The organism is Methanohalophilus sp. RSK (assembly GCF_003722075.1).
Taxonomy (GTDB): domain Archaea; phylum Halobacteriota; class Methanosarcinia; order Methanosarcinales; family Methanosarcinaceae; genus Methanohalophilus.
Map to the genome: position 1 here is coordinate 63,448 of NZ_RDSK01000012.1, position 15,935 is coordinate 79,382.

The 15,935-nt window shown below is 40.9% G+C and carries 19 protein-coding genes; 10 read left to right on the top strand and 9 right to left on the bottom strand.

All coding sequences use genetic code 11. From position 1 onward, the window contains the following. Positions 1–31 precede the first annotated feature (31 nt). From EFE42_RS04955 to EFE42_RS04980, 6 genes are all read right to left on the bottom strand, one after another. The gene (locus tag EFE42_RS04955; RefSeq protein ID WP_123136205.1) at positions 32–718 is read right to left on the bottom strand and encodes an ABC transporter ATP-binding protein; all 687 of its coding nucleotides are present in this window, start codon (positions 716–718) and stop codon (positions 32–34) included. Continuing rightward, positions 703–1,635 (bottom strand): ABC transporter ATP-binding protein, encoded by a 933-nt coding sequence (locus tag EFE42_RS04960; protein ID WP_233564724.1) that lies wholly within the window; start codon positions 1,633–1,635, stop codon positions 703–705. The genes EFE42_RS04955 and EFE42_RS04960 overlap by 16 nt, the downstream gene beginning before the upstream one ends. Continuing rightward, positions 1,632–2,435, bottom strand: coding sequence for an ABC transporter permease (locus tag EFE42_RS04965; protein ID WP_233564725.1), 804 nt, complete (start codon positions 2,433–2,435; stop codon positions 1,632–1,634). The genes EFE42_RS04960 and EFE42_RS04965 overlap by 4 nt, the downstream gene beginning before the upstream one ends. Before the next feature lie 92 nt (positions 2,436–2,527). Then, positions 2,528–3,484 carry an ABC transporter permease gene (locus tag EFE42_RS04970; RefSeq protein ID WP_233564726.1) on the bottom strand — a complete coding sequence of 319 codons (957 nt, stop codon included), beginning with the start codon at positions 3,482–3,484 and terminating at the stop codon, positions 2,528–2,530. 53 nt (positions 3,485–3,537) lie between these two features. After that, positions 3,538–5,127 (bottom strand): ABC transporter substrate-binding protein, encoded by a 1,590-nt coding sequence (locus EFE42_RS04975; protein ID WP_123136208.1) that lies wholly within the window; start codon positions 5,125–5,127, stop codon positions 3,538–3,540. A gap of 12 nt (positions 5,128–5,139) precedes the next feature. Then, positions 5,140–5,898 (bottom strand): class I SAM-dependent methyltransferase, encoded by a 759-nt coding sequence (locus EFE42_RS04980; protein ID WP_123136209.1) that lies wholly within the window; start codon positions 5,896–5,898, stop codon positions 5,140–5,142. Positions 5,899–6,114: 216 nt separating this feature from the next. On the opposite strand from EFE42_RS04980, the gene EFE42_RS04985 reads away from it, so the two are divergent. The 7 genes from EFE42_RS04985 to EFE42_RS10750 all read left to right on the top strand — a co-directional run bounded on the left by EFE42_RS04985 (position 6,115) and on the right by EFE42_RS10750 (position 9,424). Beyond that, positions 6,115–6,441, top strand: a complete 327-nt coding sequence (locus tag EFE42_RS04985; RefSeq protein ID WP_123136210.1) for a winged helix-turn-helix domain-containing protein — start codon at positions 6,115–6,117, stop codon at positions 6,439–6,441. Between the two features lie 81 nt (positions 6,442–6,522). Further along, positions 6,523–6,729 (top strand): hypothetical protein, encoded by a 207-nt coding sequence (locus EFE42_RS04990; protein ID WP_123136211.1) that lies wholly within the window; start codon positions 6,523–6,525, stop codon positions 6,727–6,729. Positions 6,730–6,754: 25 nt separating this feature from the next. Further along, positions 6,755–6,994 carry a cytochrome b5 domain-containing protein gene (locus EFE42_RS04995; protein ID WP_123136212.1) on the top strand — a complete coding sequence of 80 codons (240 nt, stop codon included), beginning with the start codon at positions 6,755–6,757 and terminating at the stop codon, positions 6,992–6,994. Positions 6,995–7,104: 110 nt separating this feature from the next. Then, on the top strand, positions 7,105–8,346 hold the full coding sequence (locus EFE42_RS05000) for a cysteate synthase (RefSeq protein ID WP_123136213.1): 1,242 nt from the start codon (positions 7,105–7,107) through the stop codon (positions 8,344–8,346). A gap of 14 nt (positions 8,347–8,360) precedes the next feature. Further along, complete coding sequence (gene comD, locus EFE42_RS05005; protein WP_123136214.1) at positions 8,361–8,858, top strand: sulfopyruvate decarboxylase subunit alpha; 498 nt, start codon at positions 8,361–8,363, stop codon at positions 8,856–8,858. Next, complete coding sequence (locus tag EFE42_RS05010) at positions 8,855–9,229, top strand: thiamine pyrophosphate-dependent enzyme (protein WP_233564727.1); 375 nt, start codon at positions 8,855–8,857, stop codon at positions 9,227–9,229. The genes comD and EFE42_RS05010 overlap by 4 nt, the downstream gene beginning before the upstream one ends. A gap of 24 nt (positions 9,230–9,253) precedes the next feature. Beyond that, positions 9,254–9,424, top strand: coding sequence for a hypothetical protein (locus EFE42_RS10750; protein ID WP_233564728.1), 171 nt, complete (start codon positions 9,254–9,256; stop codon positions 9,422–9,424). Here EFE42_RS10750 and EFE42_RS05015 read toward each other — a convergent pair. After that, positions 9,387–10,667, bottom strand: a complete 1,281-nt coding sequence (locus tag EFE42_RS05015; RefSeq protein ID WP_123136215.1) for a methanogenesis marker 16 metalloprotein — start codon at positions 10,665–10,667, stop codon at positions 9,387–9,389. The genes EFE42_RS10750 and EFE42_RS05015 overlap by 38 nt on opposite strands. 1 nt (position 10,668) lies before the next feature. Then, complete coding sequence (locus tag EFE42_RS05020; RefSeq protein WP_123136216.1) at positions 10,669–12,693, bottom strand: cation:proton antiporter; 2,025 nt, start codon at positions 12,691–12,693, stop codon at positions 10,669–10,671. 182 nt (positions 12,694–12,875) lie between these two features. Between EFE42_RS05020 and EFE42_RS05025 the strand changes: the two genes are divergently transcribed. From EFE42_RS05025 to EFE42_RS05035, 3 genes are read left to right on the top strand one after another with little or no spacing between them, the layout of a single operon-like run. After that, on the top strand, positions 12,876–13,568 hold the full coding sequence (locus EFE42_RS05025; RefSeq protein ID WP_123136217.1) for a DUF1538 domain-containing protein: 693 nt from the start codon (positions 12,876–12,878) through the stop codon (positions 13,566–13,568). Beyond that, on the top strand, positions 13,565–14,299 hold the full coding sequence (locus EFE42_RS05030; protein WP_123136218.1) for a DUF1538 domain-containing protein: 735 nt from the start codon (positions 13,565–13,567) through the stop codon (positions 14,297–14,299). The genes EFE42_RS05025 and EFE42_RS05030 overlap by 4 nt, the downstream gene beginning before the upstream one ends. Then, positions 14,292–14,666, top strand: a complete 375-nt coding sequence (locus EFE42_RS05035) for a P-II family nitrogen regulator (RefSeq protein WP_072360669.1) — start codon at positions 14,292–14,294, stop codon at positions 14,664–14,666. The genes EFE42_RS05030 and EFE42_RS05035 overlap by 8 nt, the downstream gene beginning before the upstream one ends. A 77-nt stretch (positions 14,667–14,743) precedes the next feature. On the opposite strand, the gene EFE42_RS05040 is transcribed toward EFE42_RS05035, so the two are convergent. Continuing rightward, entirely contained in the window at positions 14,744–15,898 is a 1,155-nt protein-coding gene (locus tag EFE42_RS05040; RefSeq protein WP_123136219.1) for a hypothetical protein, read from the bottom strand. Positions 15,899–15,935: the final 37 nt, after the last annotated feature.

The window sequence follows — 15,935 nt, forward strand, 5'->3', positions numbered from 1 at the left end:
ATTCGAATCCCAGCAGGTATATCTTATTTTTTCAGGCATTCTCAACGCCAGATATTCTCCCGTTTTTCAGAAAGACAATCCTATGACACACTTTTCTCAAGACGTCGATGTCATGTGATATCAATAGGTATGAAACGCCTTTTTCTTGCTGAATTTTCTCCATAATTCTTAATACCTGAGCCTGTACAGAAACATCCAACATTGATGTCGGTTCATCAGCTACAATGAATTCTGGATTTATAGAAAGAATACGTGCAAGTACTACCCTTTGTATCTCCCCTCCACTAAGGTGGGCAGGATAGCGAGCAAGATGTTCCCGTCTCAAACCTACAAGATTTATTAATTCTTCAACTTTATTTTCAAGAGAACACTTGTCATCCCAACCATGTATTTTCAAAGGCTCTACAAGACTATCAAATGCTTTCATTCTCGGATTAAGAGATATCTCAGGATGCTGAAAAATCATCTGGATTTGAGGACGTACTTTTTTCTTTTCCCGACGACTCATTGCCTGTAAATCCTTCCCTTTGAAAAAAATACTTCCTGAATCAGATCTTTCCAAACCTGCTATGCATCTGCCCACCGTAGTTTTGCCAGAACCACTGCTCCCAAAAAGTCCAAGAGTTTCTCCTTTTTTTACATCAATATCAATACCATTAAGCACCTTGTTGTCTTCGAAGGTTTTGACAAGATTTTTTATTCTCAGTAAAGGTGGCATCGGACAACTCCTCCCTTAATACTTTTTGTAGCGGGCCTCTCGGTACCACATTTATCAGAGCGCAAATTACATCTCGTATAAAAAAGACACCCATCTGGCAGATCAATCCTGCTGGGAGTATGTCCGTGTAGGGGGATAAGACCATTACGTGGAAGGGCATTCAAGAGGGCTTTTGTATAAGGATGAGAAGGAATTTGCAATATATCTGTTACCGGCCCGACCTCTACGATTTGCCCTGCATACATTACTGCAACCCTATCACATATTTCCAGTGCAAAATCAAGGTCATGAGTTATTACAAGTATAGAGTTGCCATGCTCCCCCTTCATATGTCTGAATAAATCTAAAGTGCCCTTTTTTGAAAAAGAATCAAGACCTTTTGTTGGCTCATCTGCTATAAGAAGACTGGGTTTATAGGAAAGGCACATTGCTGCAAGAAACCTCTGTTTCATTCCTCCTGAAAGTTCATGAGGATGATTTTCAAGAATGCGGGCTGGTTCTTTCATCAAAAGGTTTTTCAGCATCCCCAATACACTCTTTATACCTTCTTTTTTATTAACCCCCATAACTTCAAAGACCTCAGCGACCTGTATTTTATTTTTGAGCAAGGGATTCAGGGAACCGGCAGGATTCTGGGGAATTAAAGATATTTCTCTGCCCCTTATTTGCCTCATATTCTTATTATCGAGTGATAATAGATCTTCGGCTCCAAAAGATATGCTGCCATTCACAACAGCATTCGAAGGAAGTAACCGAAGAATAGCCTGTCCTATTACAGATTTTCCTGAGCCGCTTTCCCCGATTATACCAAATGTTTCTCCTTTTTTCATTTCAAAAGAAATATCATTGACAGCTTTTACAGAGCCATTTTCAGTTAAAAAATCAACACAAAGAGAACTGACATTTAAGTAACTCACAAATATTCACCACCTGTATCATTAGGATCAAAAATATCCCTTAAACCCTCACCAATTATACTGAAGATTATAACGACCATTGTAATTGCCATACCCGGAAAAATTGTCTGATAAGGGGAAGTGCGCATGAATTCCTTTCCTGCACTCAACATTGCGCCCCATTCAGGTATATCCGCAGGTAAGCCAATCCCTAAGAAATTAAGAGCAGCAATCGAAAGAAGAACATGACCGATATCTATGGTCGCCAGAATAATTACAGTAGCAACAGAATTGGGAATAAGATGCTTTCGCATTATATGGAAATCACCGGCACCAATTATTTTTGCCGATAGGACGTATTCATTTTCCTTTATAGATAATACCTGTCCACGCATCAGACGGGCATATTTGGCCCAGTGAACTACGGATAATGCAAGAATTAAATTTATAACACCACCTCCCAGGAAACCCATTATGGCTAATGCAAAAACAATACCCGGGAAAGATAGAAATATATCTATAATTCGGGAAAGTGTTTCATCAATAATACCACCATAATAACCGGAAATACAGCCAATTAATACGCCTACAAAGAGTGATATTGCTGAAACTCCGGCTGCAATGGAAAGAGATGTGGTAGTTCCTGCAGCCAGTCTGTTGAGAATATCTCTACCTAAATAATCAGTACCCAAAGGATGCTCTGCAGAGGGAGCAAGATTTTTGTTTGTTAGGTCAATAGCGTTCGGATCAGAAAGAGCCAGTAGCGGATAAGAAATTGCAACCACAACTAGTAAAGCAAGTAACAAAATTGATATGGTCATATCTTTCCGTCTAAATATTTTTCCGGTCATACTCTCCTTTTTTAATGATAAGACATAACTTTTATTTTGCAAACATGTAATTTCCAATATGATCACCCATACCTGATTCTTGGATCCAAATAGATATACACAAGGTCGACTATGAAATTGACAATCAAGAATAGAAAAACAATGACAATAATGCAGGCCTGTACAACATAAAGGTCACGAGCGAATATGGAATTCACGAGTAAACTCCCGATACCTGGCCATGCAAATACCGTTTCTATTATTACCGATCCTCCAAGCATGGCTCCCATCTGAAAACCGAGCACTGTAACTACAGGTAGCATAGCATTTTTAAGAGCATGTCTGCTTATGATTTTGTTGACTGACAGTCCTTTTGAGGTTGCAAACTTTATGTAATCCTGTCCAAGAGTTTCAAGCATACTGGTTCTTGTAATTCTCATTATAGAAGCCAGTGAATGGATTGAGAGAGCAAATGCAGGTAAAATCAGATTCTCGAGACTCCCGTACCCTGCGACAGGTACCATTTTCAAATATACAGAAAATATAAGAATTAAGATAAGGCCTACCCAGAATCCGGGCATTGAAACACCAAAAAGAGTAAGAAAACGCAGTAGATGGTCTGCTGTTTTGTTTTCCTTGAGTGCAGCATATATACCAAGGGAAACCCCACCTACAACTGCAATAGCCATACTAGATAATGCAAGAATAATGGTTGCAGGAAGCCGTAGTAACAAGAGGTCCAGAACAGGTTTATGATAAACAAATGACATTCCCAGATCACCTTCAAAAATTCCTCCCTTTAGCCAATCGATAAACTGGATATATAGAGGATCATTAAGATTGTATATTTCCGAAAACTGTGCCAGTTGTTCCTGGGTGGCGGATTCCTCAAGACCGATGAAAGTATGCTTTAAAATCATCTCAGATGTTCCACCGGGAACCACATTCATCAAGAAGAATGTCAATGCAAAGACTGCAAAAAGAGTGATTGCCATAAAGACCATTCTTTTAAAAATATACCTGTACATTTTTTTAAACATCCAGTATGTATAAAAAGAAGGGAGAAGCTTTAAACTTCTCCCGGGGAGGACTTTCACTGTGCTATGTACATGCCGGCATTGATCCTGTAATCATGAGCAGTAGGATCGAAGACATAATTTTTGACAGAGTCCTTTTTGACTATAGCACAACCATAGTAGGCAATCAGGATTTTTGGCTGCTCTTCGTACACGATTTCCTCAACTTGATTGAATTTCTCATATCTTTTGTCAAGGTCTCGTATGTATTTTGCTTCCTCTACAAGAGCATCAACTTCTGCGTTTGAATATCCAGGAGTATTGTCAGGACCATTGGATGTATACCAGTTATTCAAAACATAGAAAGGGTCTGGCACCATCGCAATATTATATGCAGCCAGAACAAGATCCCAGTTGCCACTTTCCCTCTTATCAGATATTGCACCCCATTCGAGTACTTTAGGCGAAACAGATATTCCAACATCCTTAAGCTGGGCAGCGATTGTTTCGGACATTGGAGGAAGACCGGGCCTTGCTGCATAGGTTAGAAGTTCGAGTTCAAGAGGTGTCCCGTCTTTATCACGGATGCCATCCCCATCAGTATCAGTCCATCCAGCCTGAGAGAGTAATTCATCGGCCTTGTCAAGATCCTGTTCGTAGGGCTTTAAATCTTTGTTAGCCCAGGTCATCGAAGGAAGGAACGGACCGGCTGCAGGTGAACCTACATTATAAAGCACATGTTCTACGATGTCGTCTCTGTTTATCGCATAGGATATGGCTTTTCTAACCCTAACATCAGACAGAGCTTCATCTTCAAGATTTGTATCCATCTTATAAACACGGGGAGTGGAATATTTTTCCACATTTATACCCTCAATAGCATCAATGCGATCAGTTTCACTATAGGGTACATCAACTGTGAAATCAAGTTCCCCATTTTCGATTGCCATAGCCCTAGTATTTGGATCGGGCATACCTTTTAGCACCATTTTATCAAGACCCACGGAGCCCCCCCACCAATTTTCATTCTTTACCACTGTAAGTACACGTGTCTGCTCATTGAAAGATTCAAAAGAATAAGGACCGGTTCCTATAGGTTTGACAAAATTACCATCCTCATCCAGGGAATTCTCACTGATTATGGAAGTATCAGGATAGTGCATAACACCAGCAAGGATTGGATTTGTCTCTGTTGTTTTGATTTCAAGAGTATGATCATCGATTACCCTTATTGAATCAATTGCTGACATGGATTTCACCCTGGGATTCTCATTCATTGTCCTTTCCAGAGAAAATTTCACATCCTCAGCAGTCATCATTGATCCATCGTGGAAACTGACATCTTGTCTGAGGTCAAATCTCCATGTCAAATTGTCTACCTGCTCCCATGTAATAGCAAGTCCCGGCTCCAATGAAAAATCAGGATTTGCTGCTACGAGGGTTTCAGTTACAGCCGCTTTTTCGCAGATTACAGTACCTGCAGATGCAGGATCAATATTTTCAATGTCCCACATCTCACCCAATGTAAGAGTCTGTTCTGAAGAAGATTCTTCTGTAGGATTGTTATCACTATTTGTAGTCTGACTACTGTCCGTACATCCTGACATCAGGACTGGAACAGCAAGTATAGACATTACTAACAAAACTGAAAGAATTTTATTTTTCATATTCTCACCTGTTCATTTTTTGCCGTAAAGTAAATAATATGCATAATTGTAGCGAAGTCGTTTCCTGAAAGGCATGTATTTTTTCTGGATCTGTCTGATATATCCCAGATCCAGATGATCTATGTCTTTAAAACCAGTCTTTTCCATGTAACCATGTGCCCTTTTGAGAGGAGTACCCCCCATATTTGGCAATTGAGATTGTAATCTACCGGAATAGAAACCAGCCCAAGGATTTCTTTTTTCCACCAAAAGGGTAAGTATGTCACTTGTGAAATTGCGCATTTTAGTATTGAAAGAACCGTCATTCCAGATTCCGTCGATTACGAATACTTTCCCCTCCTTGCCTAGAACACGTTTCCAATTTGAAAGGGCGGTATCCGGGTTAGGAAGAGTCCACAGGAGATGCCGGTTAAAAACAAGATCAAATGTATCATCATTAAAAGGAGGATTTTCCGCATCTCCTATTTCAAATGATATTTCAAAATCTTTCTCTTTGGCCTTTGAACGAGCTCTTTCTAACATTTTCTGCGAGAGGTCGATACCAGTTACATTATGTCCCATTTCAGCAAGCAAAAAGCAAAGGTCCCCAGTACCACAACCGACATCCAGTACTTCCAGCGGTTCTTTTTCTGATAATACTTTTATGAATGCCTGTTTCCATGCCTCACGTTCTTCCTCTGTTTTTATGAAGTGACCATGCTGGTTATCATAAGTAGATGCAGACACATCCCACTTGGATGTAATTTCTGTTTTTAGATCATTGCTAGTCATACTATTTGGAATAAATGATCAATTTATTATTAATAATTAACTGATTTGTAACACTTAAATATAAATTAATATATTTTTGTATTACTAAACACGTAATTTAATCTTATACATATTATGAGATGTTATAGTTAATAAAACAAATAGCAATAACACAGCCAACAAGAATATAAATTATTAATCGTTATAAACATCTGCAGATAACTAGAGGTTGAAACAATGGAAGACGACTACGATGAACTCGACGATGTAATTATGCAGAAACCATCAAAAGGTGAATCTGTCAAAAAAGAGCATGACATGTTGAATAAGGCTGCATCCCATCCACTAAGAAGGGAAATAGTCAAAACTATAGGTGCTTTTGGGATCAACACAGATGAATTGTCCGCAAACCTTGATGAAGAGCCTTCTGTACTGAAATACCACATCGATTTTTTGCTCAACGGGGAACTGGTCAGGATTGAAAATGATGAATACAGGCTGACAGACAAGGGCATTGAGTTACTTTCCGACTGCCAGTCCGGTAAATCAAATCCTAAATGTTAACATTGGTTTGTAAACTTTCCAGATATAAATTTCCACAAACCTCTTTAACTTAAAAACCAATAAGAATTATGGAGGAGTATCATGAGTTGTGCAATTTGCGGAGCAGAAACAGACAGTGAATACTGCAAGAAGTGTGAAAAAATTCTGGATGAGATCATTCACCGTGTAGGGGAAGAACGCTGGGGTGCAATGGATGATTGCAGTTACATTTACCCTATGGTCAAAAGGGCTGCAAAAGGGGAACTATCGATCAACGATATAATTAATGCAATGGAAGTAGAAGACTAAGTTCAATACAGGGGAGTGAGATATCATGAGAGAATTTACACCGGATGGCCTGGGCAAATACAACGGTAAGGACAGGGATGAGATATATGTTGCCTATAAAGGCAATGTCTATGATGTGACAAACAGTGAATTATGGATGGACGGAGATCATCAGGGCATGCATGAGGGGGGTATCGACCTTACAGAAGAAATGGACGAGGCGCCTCATGAAGATGACGTGTTCAACGAATTCGAAGTGATCGGCATACTTGTAAATAACCATTGAGAAGACATGAGGGAAGTTTTCTGTGGAATAATCCCCTCTTTTTTTCCTTAAACGGAATTTCTGCTGGCTGAAAGGACAAGATATATAAGACCATCAGCAGACTCCAGAGTATGGACAAATACAGGCTAATCTGCCCAAAATGCGGCAAAACTTATGGCAAATATGACATGCTATGCCCCCTTGATGGCTCCTTTTTAAGAACTGAATATTCAAAAAGGCAGTTTGAGCCCTGTGACCTTCCCGGAATATGGAAATTCTACAATTGGTTGCCTGTGGAAGGCATAATCAAAAAAGGCAGCAGCAAAACGATAACCTACAAAAGTGAGGGGTTTGCCGACAAACTCGGCCTTGAGAACCTTTTCATAAGCTTTAACGGTTACTGGCCTGAAAAAGAAGCCTATATGAGAACCTGCAGTTTCAAAGACCTGGAAGCATATCCCACTATGCAGAGGGTAACCGAGCAGAAAAAAGAAAGGATACTGGTAGTTGCCTCCGCTGGCAACACTGCCCGGGCCTTTGCACATGTATCCTCTATAACCGGTCTTCCTTTGCTTCTGGTAGTTCCTGAAAATGCTATTGAAAAACTCTGGATACCCGCAGGATCGACATCATCAATCTGTGTTGCAGCGGTAAAAGGGGATTACTATGCCGCTATCTCCATTGCCGCACAAATAACCGATAGGGAAAAATTCATGCCGGAAGGAGGTGCCAAGAATGTGGGACGCAGGGATGGGATGGGAACGGTAATGCTGGATGCAACACTTACCATGAAGCGTCTGCCGGACCACTATTTCCAGGCGGTGGGTAGTGGAACCGGCGGGATTGCTGCCTGGGAAGCAGCTATGCGCCTGAAAATGGACGGCAGATATGGAGATGAATTACCACAGTTACATCTTGCCCAGAACCTCCCCTGTGCTCCATTGATCCACTTACATAAGGGAGTTCCTGTGGACCCGAAATGTCCTGAAGGAATGTATGACCCCGTGTTGTTTAACCGCAAACCTCCGTATGCAGTTGGTGGGGGAGTAAGAGATGCCCTTGAAACTACAGAAGGGGACCTGTACGGGATTACCAATAAAGAGGCAGAGGAAGCCAGGTTGCTATTTGAAGAACTTGAAGGCATTGATATAATGAATTCCGCAGCTGTGGCCACAGCCGCCCTGATTAAAGCTGTCAGGGATACAAAGGTGTCAAAATCAGATCTCATAATGCTCAATATCACCGGCGGAGGAGTAAAAAAGGCTTTAAAGGAACTTGCCACCATCAGACTTGAACCTGATCTCGTAGTATCCCCTGAAGACAGTGACGCGCCTGCTAAGATCATACAAAGAACTGAAGATAAATTCGAATAAAGGAATGAGGCTACATGGACCCATCCCAGGAAGTGTTCAAGGCTATAAAGGAATCAGGCATTGATTTTATTGTCAGTGTACCGTGTGCCAATCTCCAGAAACTCATTCCCGTGGTCGACAGTGACCCGGAAATCATCCACGTTCCCGCCACCAGGGAGGAGGAAGGTATAGGAATCTGCGCCGGGGCCTATATGGGAGGGAAAAGACCGGCCATAATGATGCAAAACTCCGGTATGGGTAATTCCATCAATGCCCTGGCATCTCTCAATCGTCTATACAACATTCCATTACTGATAATTATAAGCCACAGGGGAGTTGAAGGAGAGCCCATCTGCGCCCAGGTACCAATGGGTGAAAAAACACCTCTCTTGCTCGAAGTACTGGATATCCCTGCATACAAACCAAATCTTGCACAGGCCAGGGAAACCATCGAGAAAGCCACTCAAAGAGCCTTTGAAGAAGGAAAGCAAGCAGCTATCCTGTTGAGCATAGGTTTCTGGAGGGAATCATGATACGCTACGGTGCACTTGAGATTCTTGCTGAAAAAGAGGGAGATAAAGATACTCTGATCATTGCAAACATCGGATTCCCCTCAAAAGAATTATACAAAATATGTGACAGAAAGGCAAATTTCTACATGCTTGGTTCAATGGGCCTTTCTTCTTCCATCGGCCTCGGGCTTGCCCTGGCAAGACCGGACAGGAAAGTTATCGCAATCGACGGGGATGGTTCGGTCCTGATGAATATGGGAAGCCTGGCAACAATAGCCAACCAGCATCCGGATAATTATCTCCTTGTAATCATCGATAACGGTGCATATGGTTCAACGGGCAATCAAATAACCGCAACCGCAGGATTGACCGACCTCAAAGAAGTTGCTTAGGGAGCCGGTGTACAAAATGTTGCCATGGTGTCCGATGAGTCAGACCTTAAAAAGAAACTGGATACAATGGATAACGGTGTCCTGGTAGTAAAGACCGAACCCGGCAACAAGAAAGTGCCTGTAATAAAACTATGTCCTGCAGATATAATTAAGCGGTTTATGGAGATATCCTCTCCACCATCCCATTCAGGATGAAATTTCCATTCTTTATACTGTCCCTTAATTTTTCAGCCATTATGAGTGCACGTTTACGATCGGACTGGCGCACCACGATTGGCACATCCATATTTTTCCCTTCATAATCGAATTTAAGACTGCCCAGGTCTGCCTTGAAAACATCGCTACATAGAGTGGAGCAGAGACCGCAGTTAAAGCAAGTATGCCTGTTCAGTACTACTTTGTCCCCGTTGAAATAGATTGATTCCATAGGACATTTTTCCATGGGTTCACAGACATCACATCCACGACATTTGCCGGGATTGAAAGCTACCTCAAGATCTACATCTTTCCAGGCATCTGCATAACTTGTCATTGCAACCTTTACCCTGCGATCAGCATCCATCACAGGAAGCGGGATTTCACTATCTGTTTGCCTTATAGCATCGTATACTGAATCATCAACCACAGGCACTGCAACTGCCCAGGAAACAATGCATTCCGGCCCTGCAGACGTAGCAAAACCCCCCATATAATCAGCCACCATGGAATGCATATCCGCAGTTGCTATCAAATTGGGTTTTTCCGGACTGCTGCGCGTCCCTGAACCCAGTATGAACCCTTCAGCACCATTGAAAAGAATGCGACTTCCCACACCGATACCATGGAGCTGCGGGTCATTCTTCACAGGATTTATTTGCCCACATCCCGACAGGGTGGCTTCAGTGGCATCAGGTGCAAAGGTGGTTGCATGAAAAATCGTGGAAACAGGAGACGAGGAGAAGTTCACAAAAGCACTGTAATTCTTAAATGCATGACGTGTTGCAAACAACTGGGCATAAGGCATATCCTCAAGGGACACTGTATCTGAATATTTCTTCCCTTCATCGGTAACTACATCGACATCCACAGGATTGCCTTCCACAATATCCCGGAAAAGGTGGCCTCCTCCGTAATTTTCCCGGTCATCGCTGTGTGCAGTACCAAAAACCATCAAATCCAGTATACCCAACCTTTCATTGGGACAGGGGCCCACATGGGCATCCACACCATTCATTGTTACTGAAGATGCACGGGTGAATTTTTCAGGAGTCTCCACCGGGAATGAGAGAACTGCATAAGTTCCACTCATAATTGCCCTGGTCGCAGCAGTCACCACATCAACATCCTCAAAACCGACACTATCTCCTGAATCGATCATATCACAAAGTTCCTGAGAGGTGAGAACTGTTGCATCTTTACGGTTAATTTTCTCAAGAATGTGCCCTACTTCACGGTCCATATTATTCCTCAGTATCTTTTGTGTTTTTTTCACTTAGATCCGTGAAAAAGTCCCCTATTTCTTTCATATCTTCATGACTTCCCAGTAACACAAGAATATCCCCTTCCAGAATACGTACATCTCCTCCGGGATTTGTGATAATTTCCAGCCCTCTTCTGATTGCCAAGACTGTAATCCCGAATCGTTGCCTGAGGGAAAGATCTTCAAGGGTCATCCCTACCACATCAGCCCTCAGAGGCACACGGAGTGAAACTATGTTCACATCCGGGATATCAAACTGCATTTTCTCATAATTTAAAGGGTTATGTGAAATACTACGAAACATGTCATATCCATCAGCTCTGGCATCTTCTATAAATTTTTTTATTTGATCCTCCGGAACAAGGTAACGTCTGAGCAGGCGGACAAATATTTCCACAGAAGTTTCAAATTCTTCCGGAATAACCTCATTAGCCCCCTGTTCATAGAGTGGACCCATCTCCTGCAAATAACGTGTTCGTGCAATGATATGAATATTGGGATTTATTTCCCTTGCAAGCCAGATTACTCTGCGGGTTGCCGTTGCATCGGAAATACCAACAATCATTATTTTTGCCGAATCAATATCCGCCTGTTCAAGTACACCTTCCTGGGTTGCATCTCCATAAAAAATAGTTTCTCCTTTTGAAATACCTTCTCTTACACTCTCTGGATTGGTTTCAATAACCAGATACGGAATACCCGCTGCCTTTGCAGCTTTTGCCACTGTTTTACCATTGAAACCAAAACCTACGATGATAAGATGGGAAGACATTTTTTCCTTTTTATCGTACATCTTTGTGACATCTTTACGGGCAAAGCCGCACTTGAGCTTATGTGGTAGAGGAAGTTTGAGAATATTGGCAGCCACAGTGGGAGAATAGGAGATGGAAAAGGAAGTAACTGCCATTGTGAGAATGGAAATATCCAGAAACATTTGGTATAGGTAGTTGTCCAGGAGACCATACTCAACCCCGAATTTTGAAAGGACGAAAGAGAATTCACCCACCTGGGCAAGTGCCATACCGGTGAGAATGGAACTGCGAAGGGGATACCCCAGAACCATAGAAACAAAACCACTGACAAAACCTTTGAATATCATGACACTTACAGTGAGAAGCAATATCAATAATGGATTATCCAGGAAAAATTGTACATTAAGCAACATACCTATTGATACGAAAAAAATACTCAAAAAAACATCCTTAAAGGGCAGAATATTGTTCAGTGCCTGATGACTGTATTCAGATTCAGATATTACAAGGCCTGCAAGGAAGGCTCCCAATGCCAGGGACAGTCCCGCACTGTAAGTAAGCATAGCAATAGACAGGCATATGACAATCACAGACAGCAGGAACAGTTCAGGATTACGGGTTTTGGCAATGTGATATAGAATATGGGGAATAAGCCATCTGGCAAAAAACATTATGAATATAATAATTGCCAGAGATTTCAGAAGAATCATAAAAATTGAGTTTGCATCATTTCCACCAACCCCTGCCAAAAACGGAGTTGCCACAATCATTGCCACTACAATGACGTCCTGAAACAATAATATAGAAAGGATTGTGCGACCGTGCAAGCTATGCAATTCGGCTCTTTTTTGGAGTGTTTTGAGCACAATTGCTGTACTACTTAGAGAGATCAAAAACCCCAGGAAAAGGGATTCACTGAAACCAAAACCAAGATATGTAGCTGCAAAAAGAGTTCCAAGGGTTGTAAAAAGAACCTGAAGTCCTCCTCCAAGTACCACAGAACGCTTCATATTCCAGAGTTCTTTTAAAGATAATTCAACTCCAATGGTAAACAGCAAAAGAATAATGCCTATCTCAGCAAGGATATTGATATTATCTGGATTATTTATGAATCCCAATCCATAAGGACCCACTAAGATACCAGTTATTAAAAAACCGACTATAACAGAAATATGAAGTTTGTTACATATATAAAGCACAAAAATAGATATACCAAAAATAATAATGATATCATTGAGTATTGCCGACTCCATAAATATGAATTATGTGAAGATATCTAATAAATATATTCATTTCATGGTGGTTTTGAACCTAAAACCAAAAGCGACCTGATTCTTTCAAAATTCAGTGCTTTTTAAAAAAACAAAAATCTCATATTATTTGGCACCATAGATTTGATAGAAGTGTTTTTTATTAATATATCCATGGAGGTCGGATGATAGAAGACATCAAAGAAACTACAAAGGAAGTAATACAGGCAGTGCTTCCTTTAACTGTAGCAGTATTTTTTCTCATGGTCATAATTGGAATGAATCATGATATGTTCCTGTCTTTTTTCATGGGTTCATTATTGGTCATATTGGGTATGATCCTTTTTCTTCTAGGTGTCAAAATCGGTATGCTTCCCATTGGGGAATCAATTGGTTCTGAATTATCAAAACATAATTCTTTATTGTTCATCCTTGGTTCTGCATTCATATTATCATTTATGGCAACTGTTGCAGAACCCGATGTGAGGGTACTAAGTTCAATGATTGATTCGGTATCAGAAGATAGTATCTCTCGCAATGTACTGATTCTCTCAATTGCCTCAGGGGTTGGATTTTTTGTGGCCGTATCTATGTTGAGAATCACTTATGGTGTCCCGATTAAATATCTATTTACCGTTGGGTATCTGATAATTCTGATATTATCCTTTTTTACAAATCCCGACTATCTGGCCATAGCTTATGATGCAGGTGGGGTAACTACAGGTCCCATGACAGTACCTATAATCCTTGCACTTGGAATAGGTACAGTGTCTGTACTCGGAGATAAATCTGCACTTACCGAAGGCTTTGGACTGATAGGACTTGCTTCTATTGGACCCATTATCTCAGTAATGCTTCTGGGGGTACTTGTGCCTTGACTGCCATTGAACACAGCCAGGACCTATTAGCCGTGGTTCTTGAAGTTCTTGAAGCACTGCTGCCACTTGTTATCTTTTTCCTTGTATTCCAGTTATTGTATCTGAAATTTCCCTCATCATATTTCCTAAAACTTATGGCAGGTCTTTCAATAACTGCGATGGGAATGATCCTGTTTCTCTATGGAGTTTACAACGGATTTTTCCCGGTTGGTTTGGAGATTGGGAGTTATTTTGGACAAATAAAATCCAAGTGGATTTTGATACCAGTTGGTTTTGTGCTGGGATTTCTGGCAACTTTTGCAGAACCCGCTGTTAGAGTATTATGCTACCAGGTAGAGGAGTCATCAAGTGGATACATTAAATCAAATTTAATGCTTTATACCTTATCTGTAAGTGTTGCTGCATTTGTTGCCATCGCAATGACCAAGCTAGTTTATGGAATACCTTTCCTTTACATAATAGTTCCAGGTTATCTGCTTGTCCTTGTACTATTATGGTTTTGTGATAAAGATTTTATAGCAATTGCTTTTGACTCGGGAGGTGTGGCAACCGGACCAATGGCTGTGACCTTCCTTATGTCAATGGCTGTAGGTGTGGCCACATCCCAACCTGATAGCAATCCCATAGTGGATGGATTTGGGATGATTGCATTGATAGCGCTGGCACCTATTATATTTGTCATGATGTTAGGTGTATATATGAGATACATAGGAGGAACTGACAGTGAATAATGATGTGGATGATCTTGTCCTTATAGTGACAATCGTGAAAAAAGGATGGGGAGATACTGTTATAAATGCATCCCGTAAAGCAGGTTCAAAAGGCGGAACAATTATTTTCGGACGGGGTACAGGTGTACATGAAAAGAAACATTTTCTTGGTAATTTAATTGAACCTGAAAAGGAAATAGTATTAACAATTGCCGAATCTGCAAATGCCGATAACATATTGGAATTTATCAAAAAAGACGTGGGTCTTGACAAACCTGGCTGTGGGATGGGATTTGTAGTACCGGTTGACAAAGTATTTGGAACCGCTCACATATTATGCGAACTGGATCCAGAATGTGAACACCAATACACAGATACAAAAGATTGAAAACCATTTAATTAAAACAGATGACTCTATGATTTATTTTACAACCGCAAAAATATTATGCATTGCTCAAGGGAAAATTAATGGGAATCGCTTTTGTAAGATTCAACCCCCAGAATACCAGCAATCTCCAATCCTTCACTGCCAAGTTCAGAAAGACGGTTGAAAATTTCACTGCGATCCACGTATTTTTCTGTGCGTGTTCCATCTTCTTGCTCGATCTTTATGGTAATTTCACCTTTCACATATCCTCTTTCACGACATTGGGTTATAATGTCTGAATACTGTTCTGCAACGGCCTTTAAGCAGTCAAATATCTCGTTACTGAAAATGGCATTCTCATCCCCGGCCATCAAATTGACAAGTTTGCGGGAAGCAATGTTGTACCGGGCAAATTCCACAAGGTTATTGACAAGTGAATCTATCTCTTCGAGGGTTATTGATTTAAAAAGCGCAGGATCGGCAGTAATATCAGTATCATCAAAAATCACGGAATACTCATCGCCGTCTGAAATGATCATCAGAGAATGGTCTGCCTTTTTATTGCTGAAAGAGACTTCCACGTACTCATTGCCATCATATTCAAACGATTTCAGTAAATACTCGGACAGGTCTTCCATTTTGATCTTTTTTTCCTTGGATATTAATCCGGCACGTGCCCAAGTAGGGATAAAAAGGGTATCAATCAAATCTTTTATCGCAACAGAAGACCTGTTATAGCTTAATTCAAAGAAAGATTGCATAGACCCCAGGGTTGTGATCTTCTTGCCGGTTAAATGGCCATTTTCAGCTTCCATGGAATAGCTTTCATGAGAACCATAAATTCCGCCTTCAAAAAGAGGATTCAACATAGAAAGGACCTGACTGCCAATAGAATTCATGAATTTGTTATAGTCATTTCTTTCCTTTTCTATAGAGATGTTTACCTGTTCCAAACCTTCATGTGCAGCTCTGTCACAGGCTTCCAGGACTGATTTTTTATATTCATCCAGGTATTGGCCGGCAAAATCAGAATTAAGGGATTTGACACATTCCATAGTTTTATCATTGGAACTGTTCAGTTCCTCCAGTGCCTTCTCCAGAGAATCGATATTTTTGCGATAGTTTTCATTTTTTTCAATCGCTTCCTTTTCTACAGGAAGAACTTTGGAACAGGCATCTACAAAGTTCTTTAAATCCTCAATGAAATCCCGCTGTACAGGCAGATCAGTAGAATCCTGAAATGTATATTTCATGTTTCCCCCAGTTTAATGCTAAATATCTGCCTGCAAA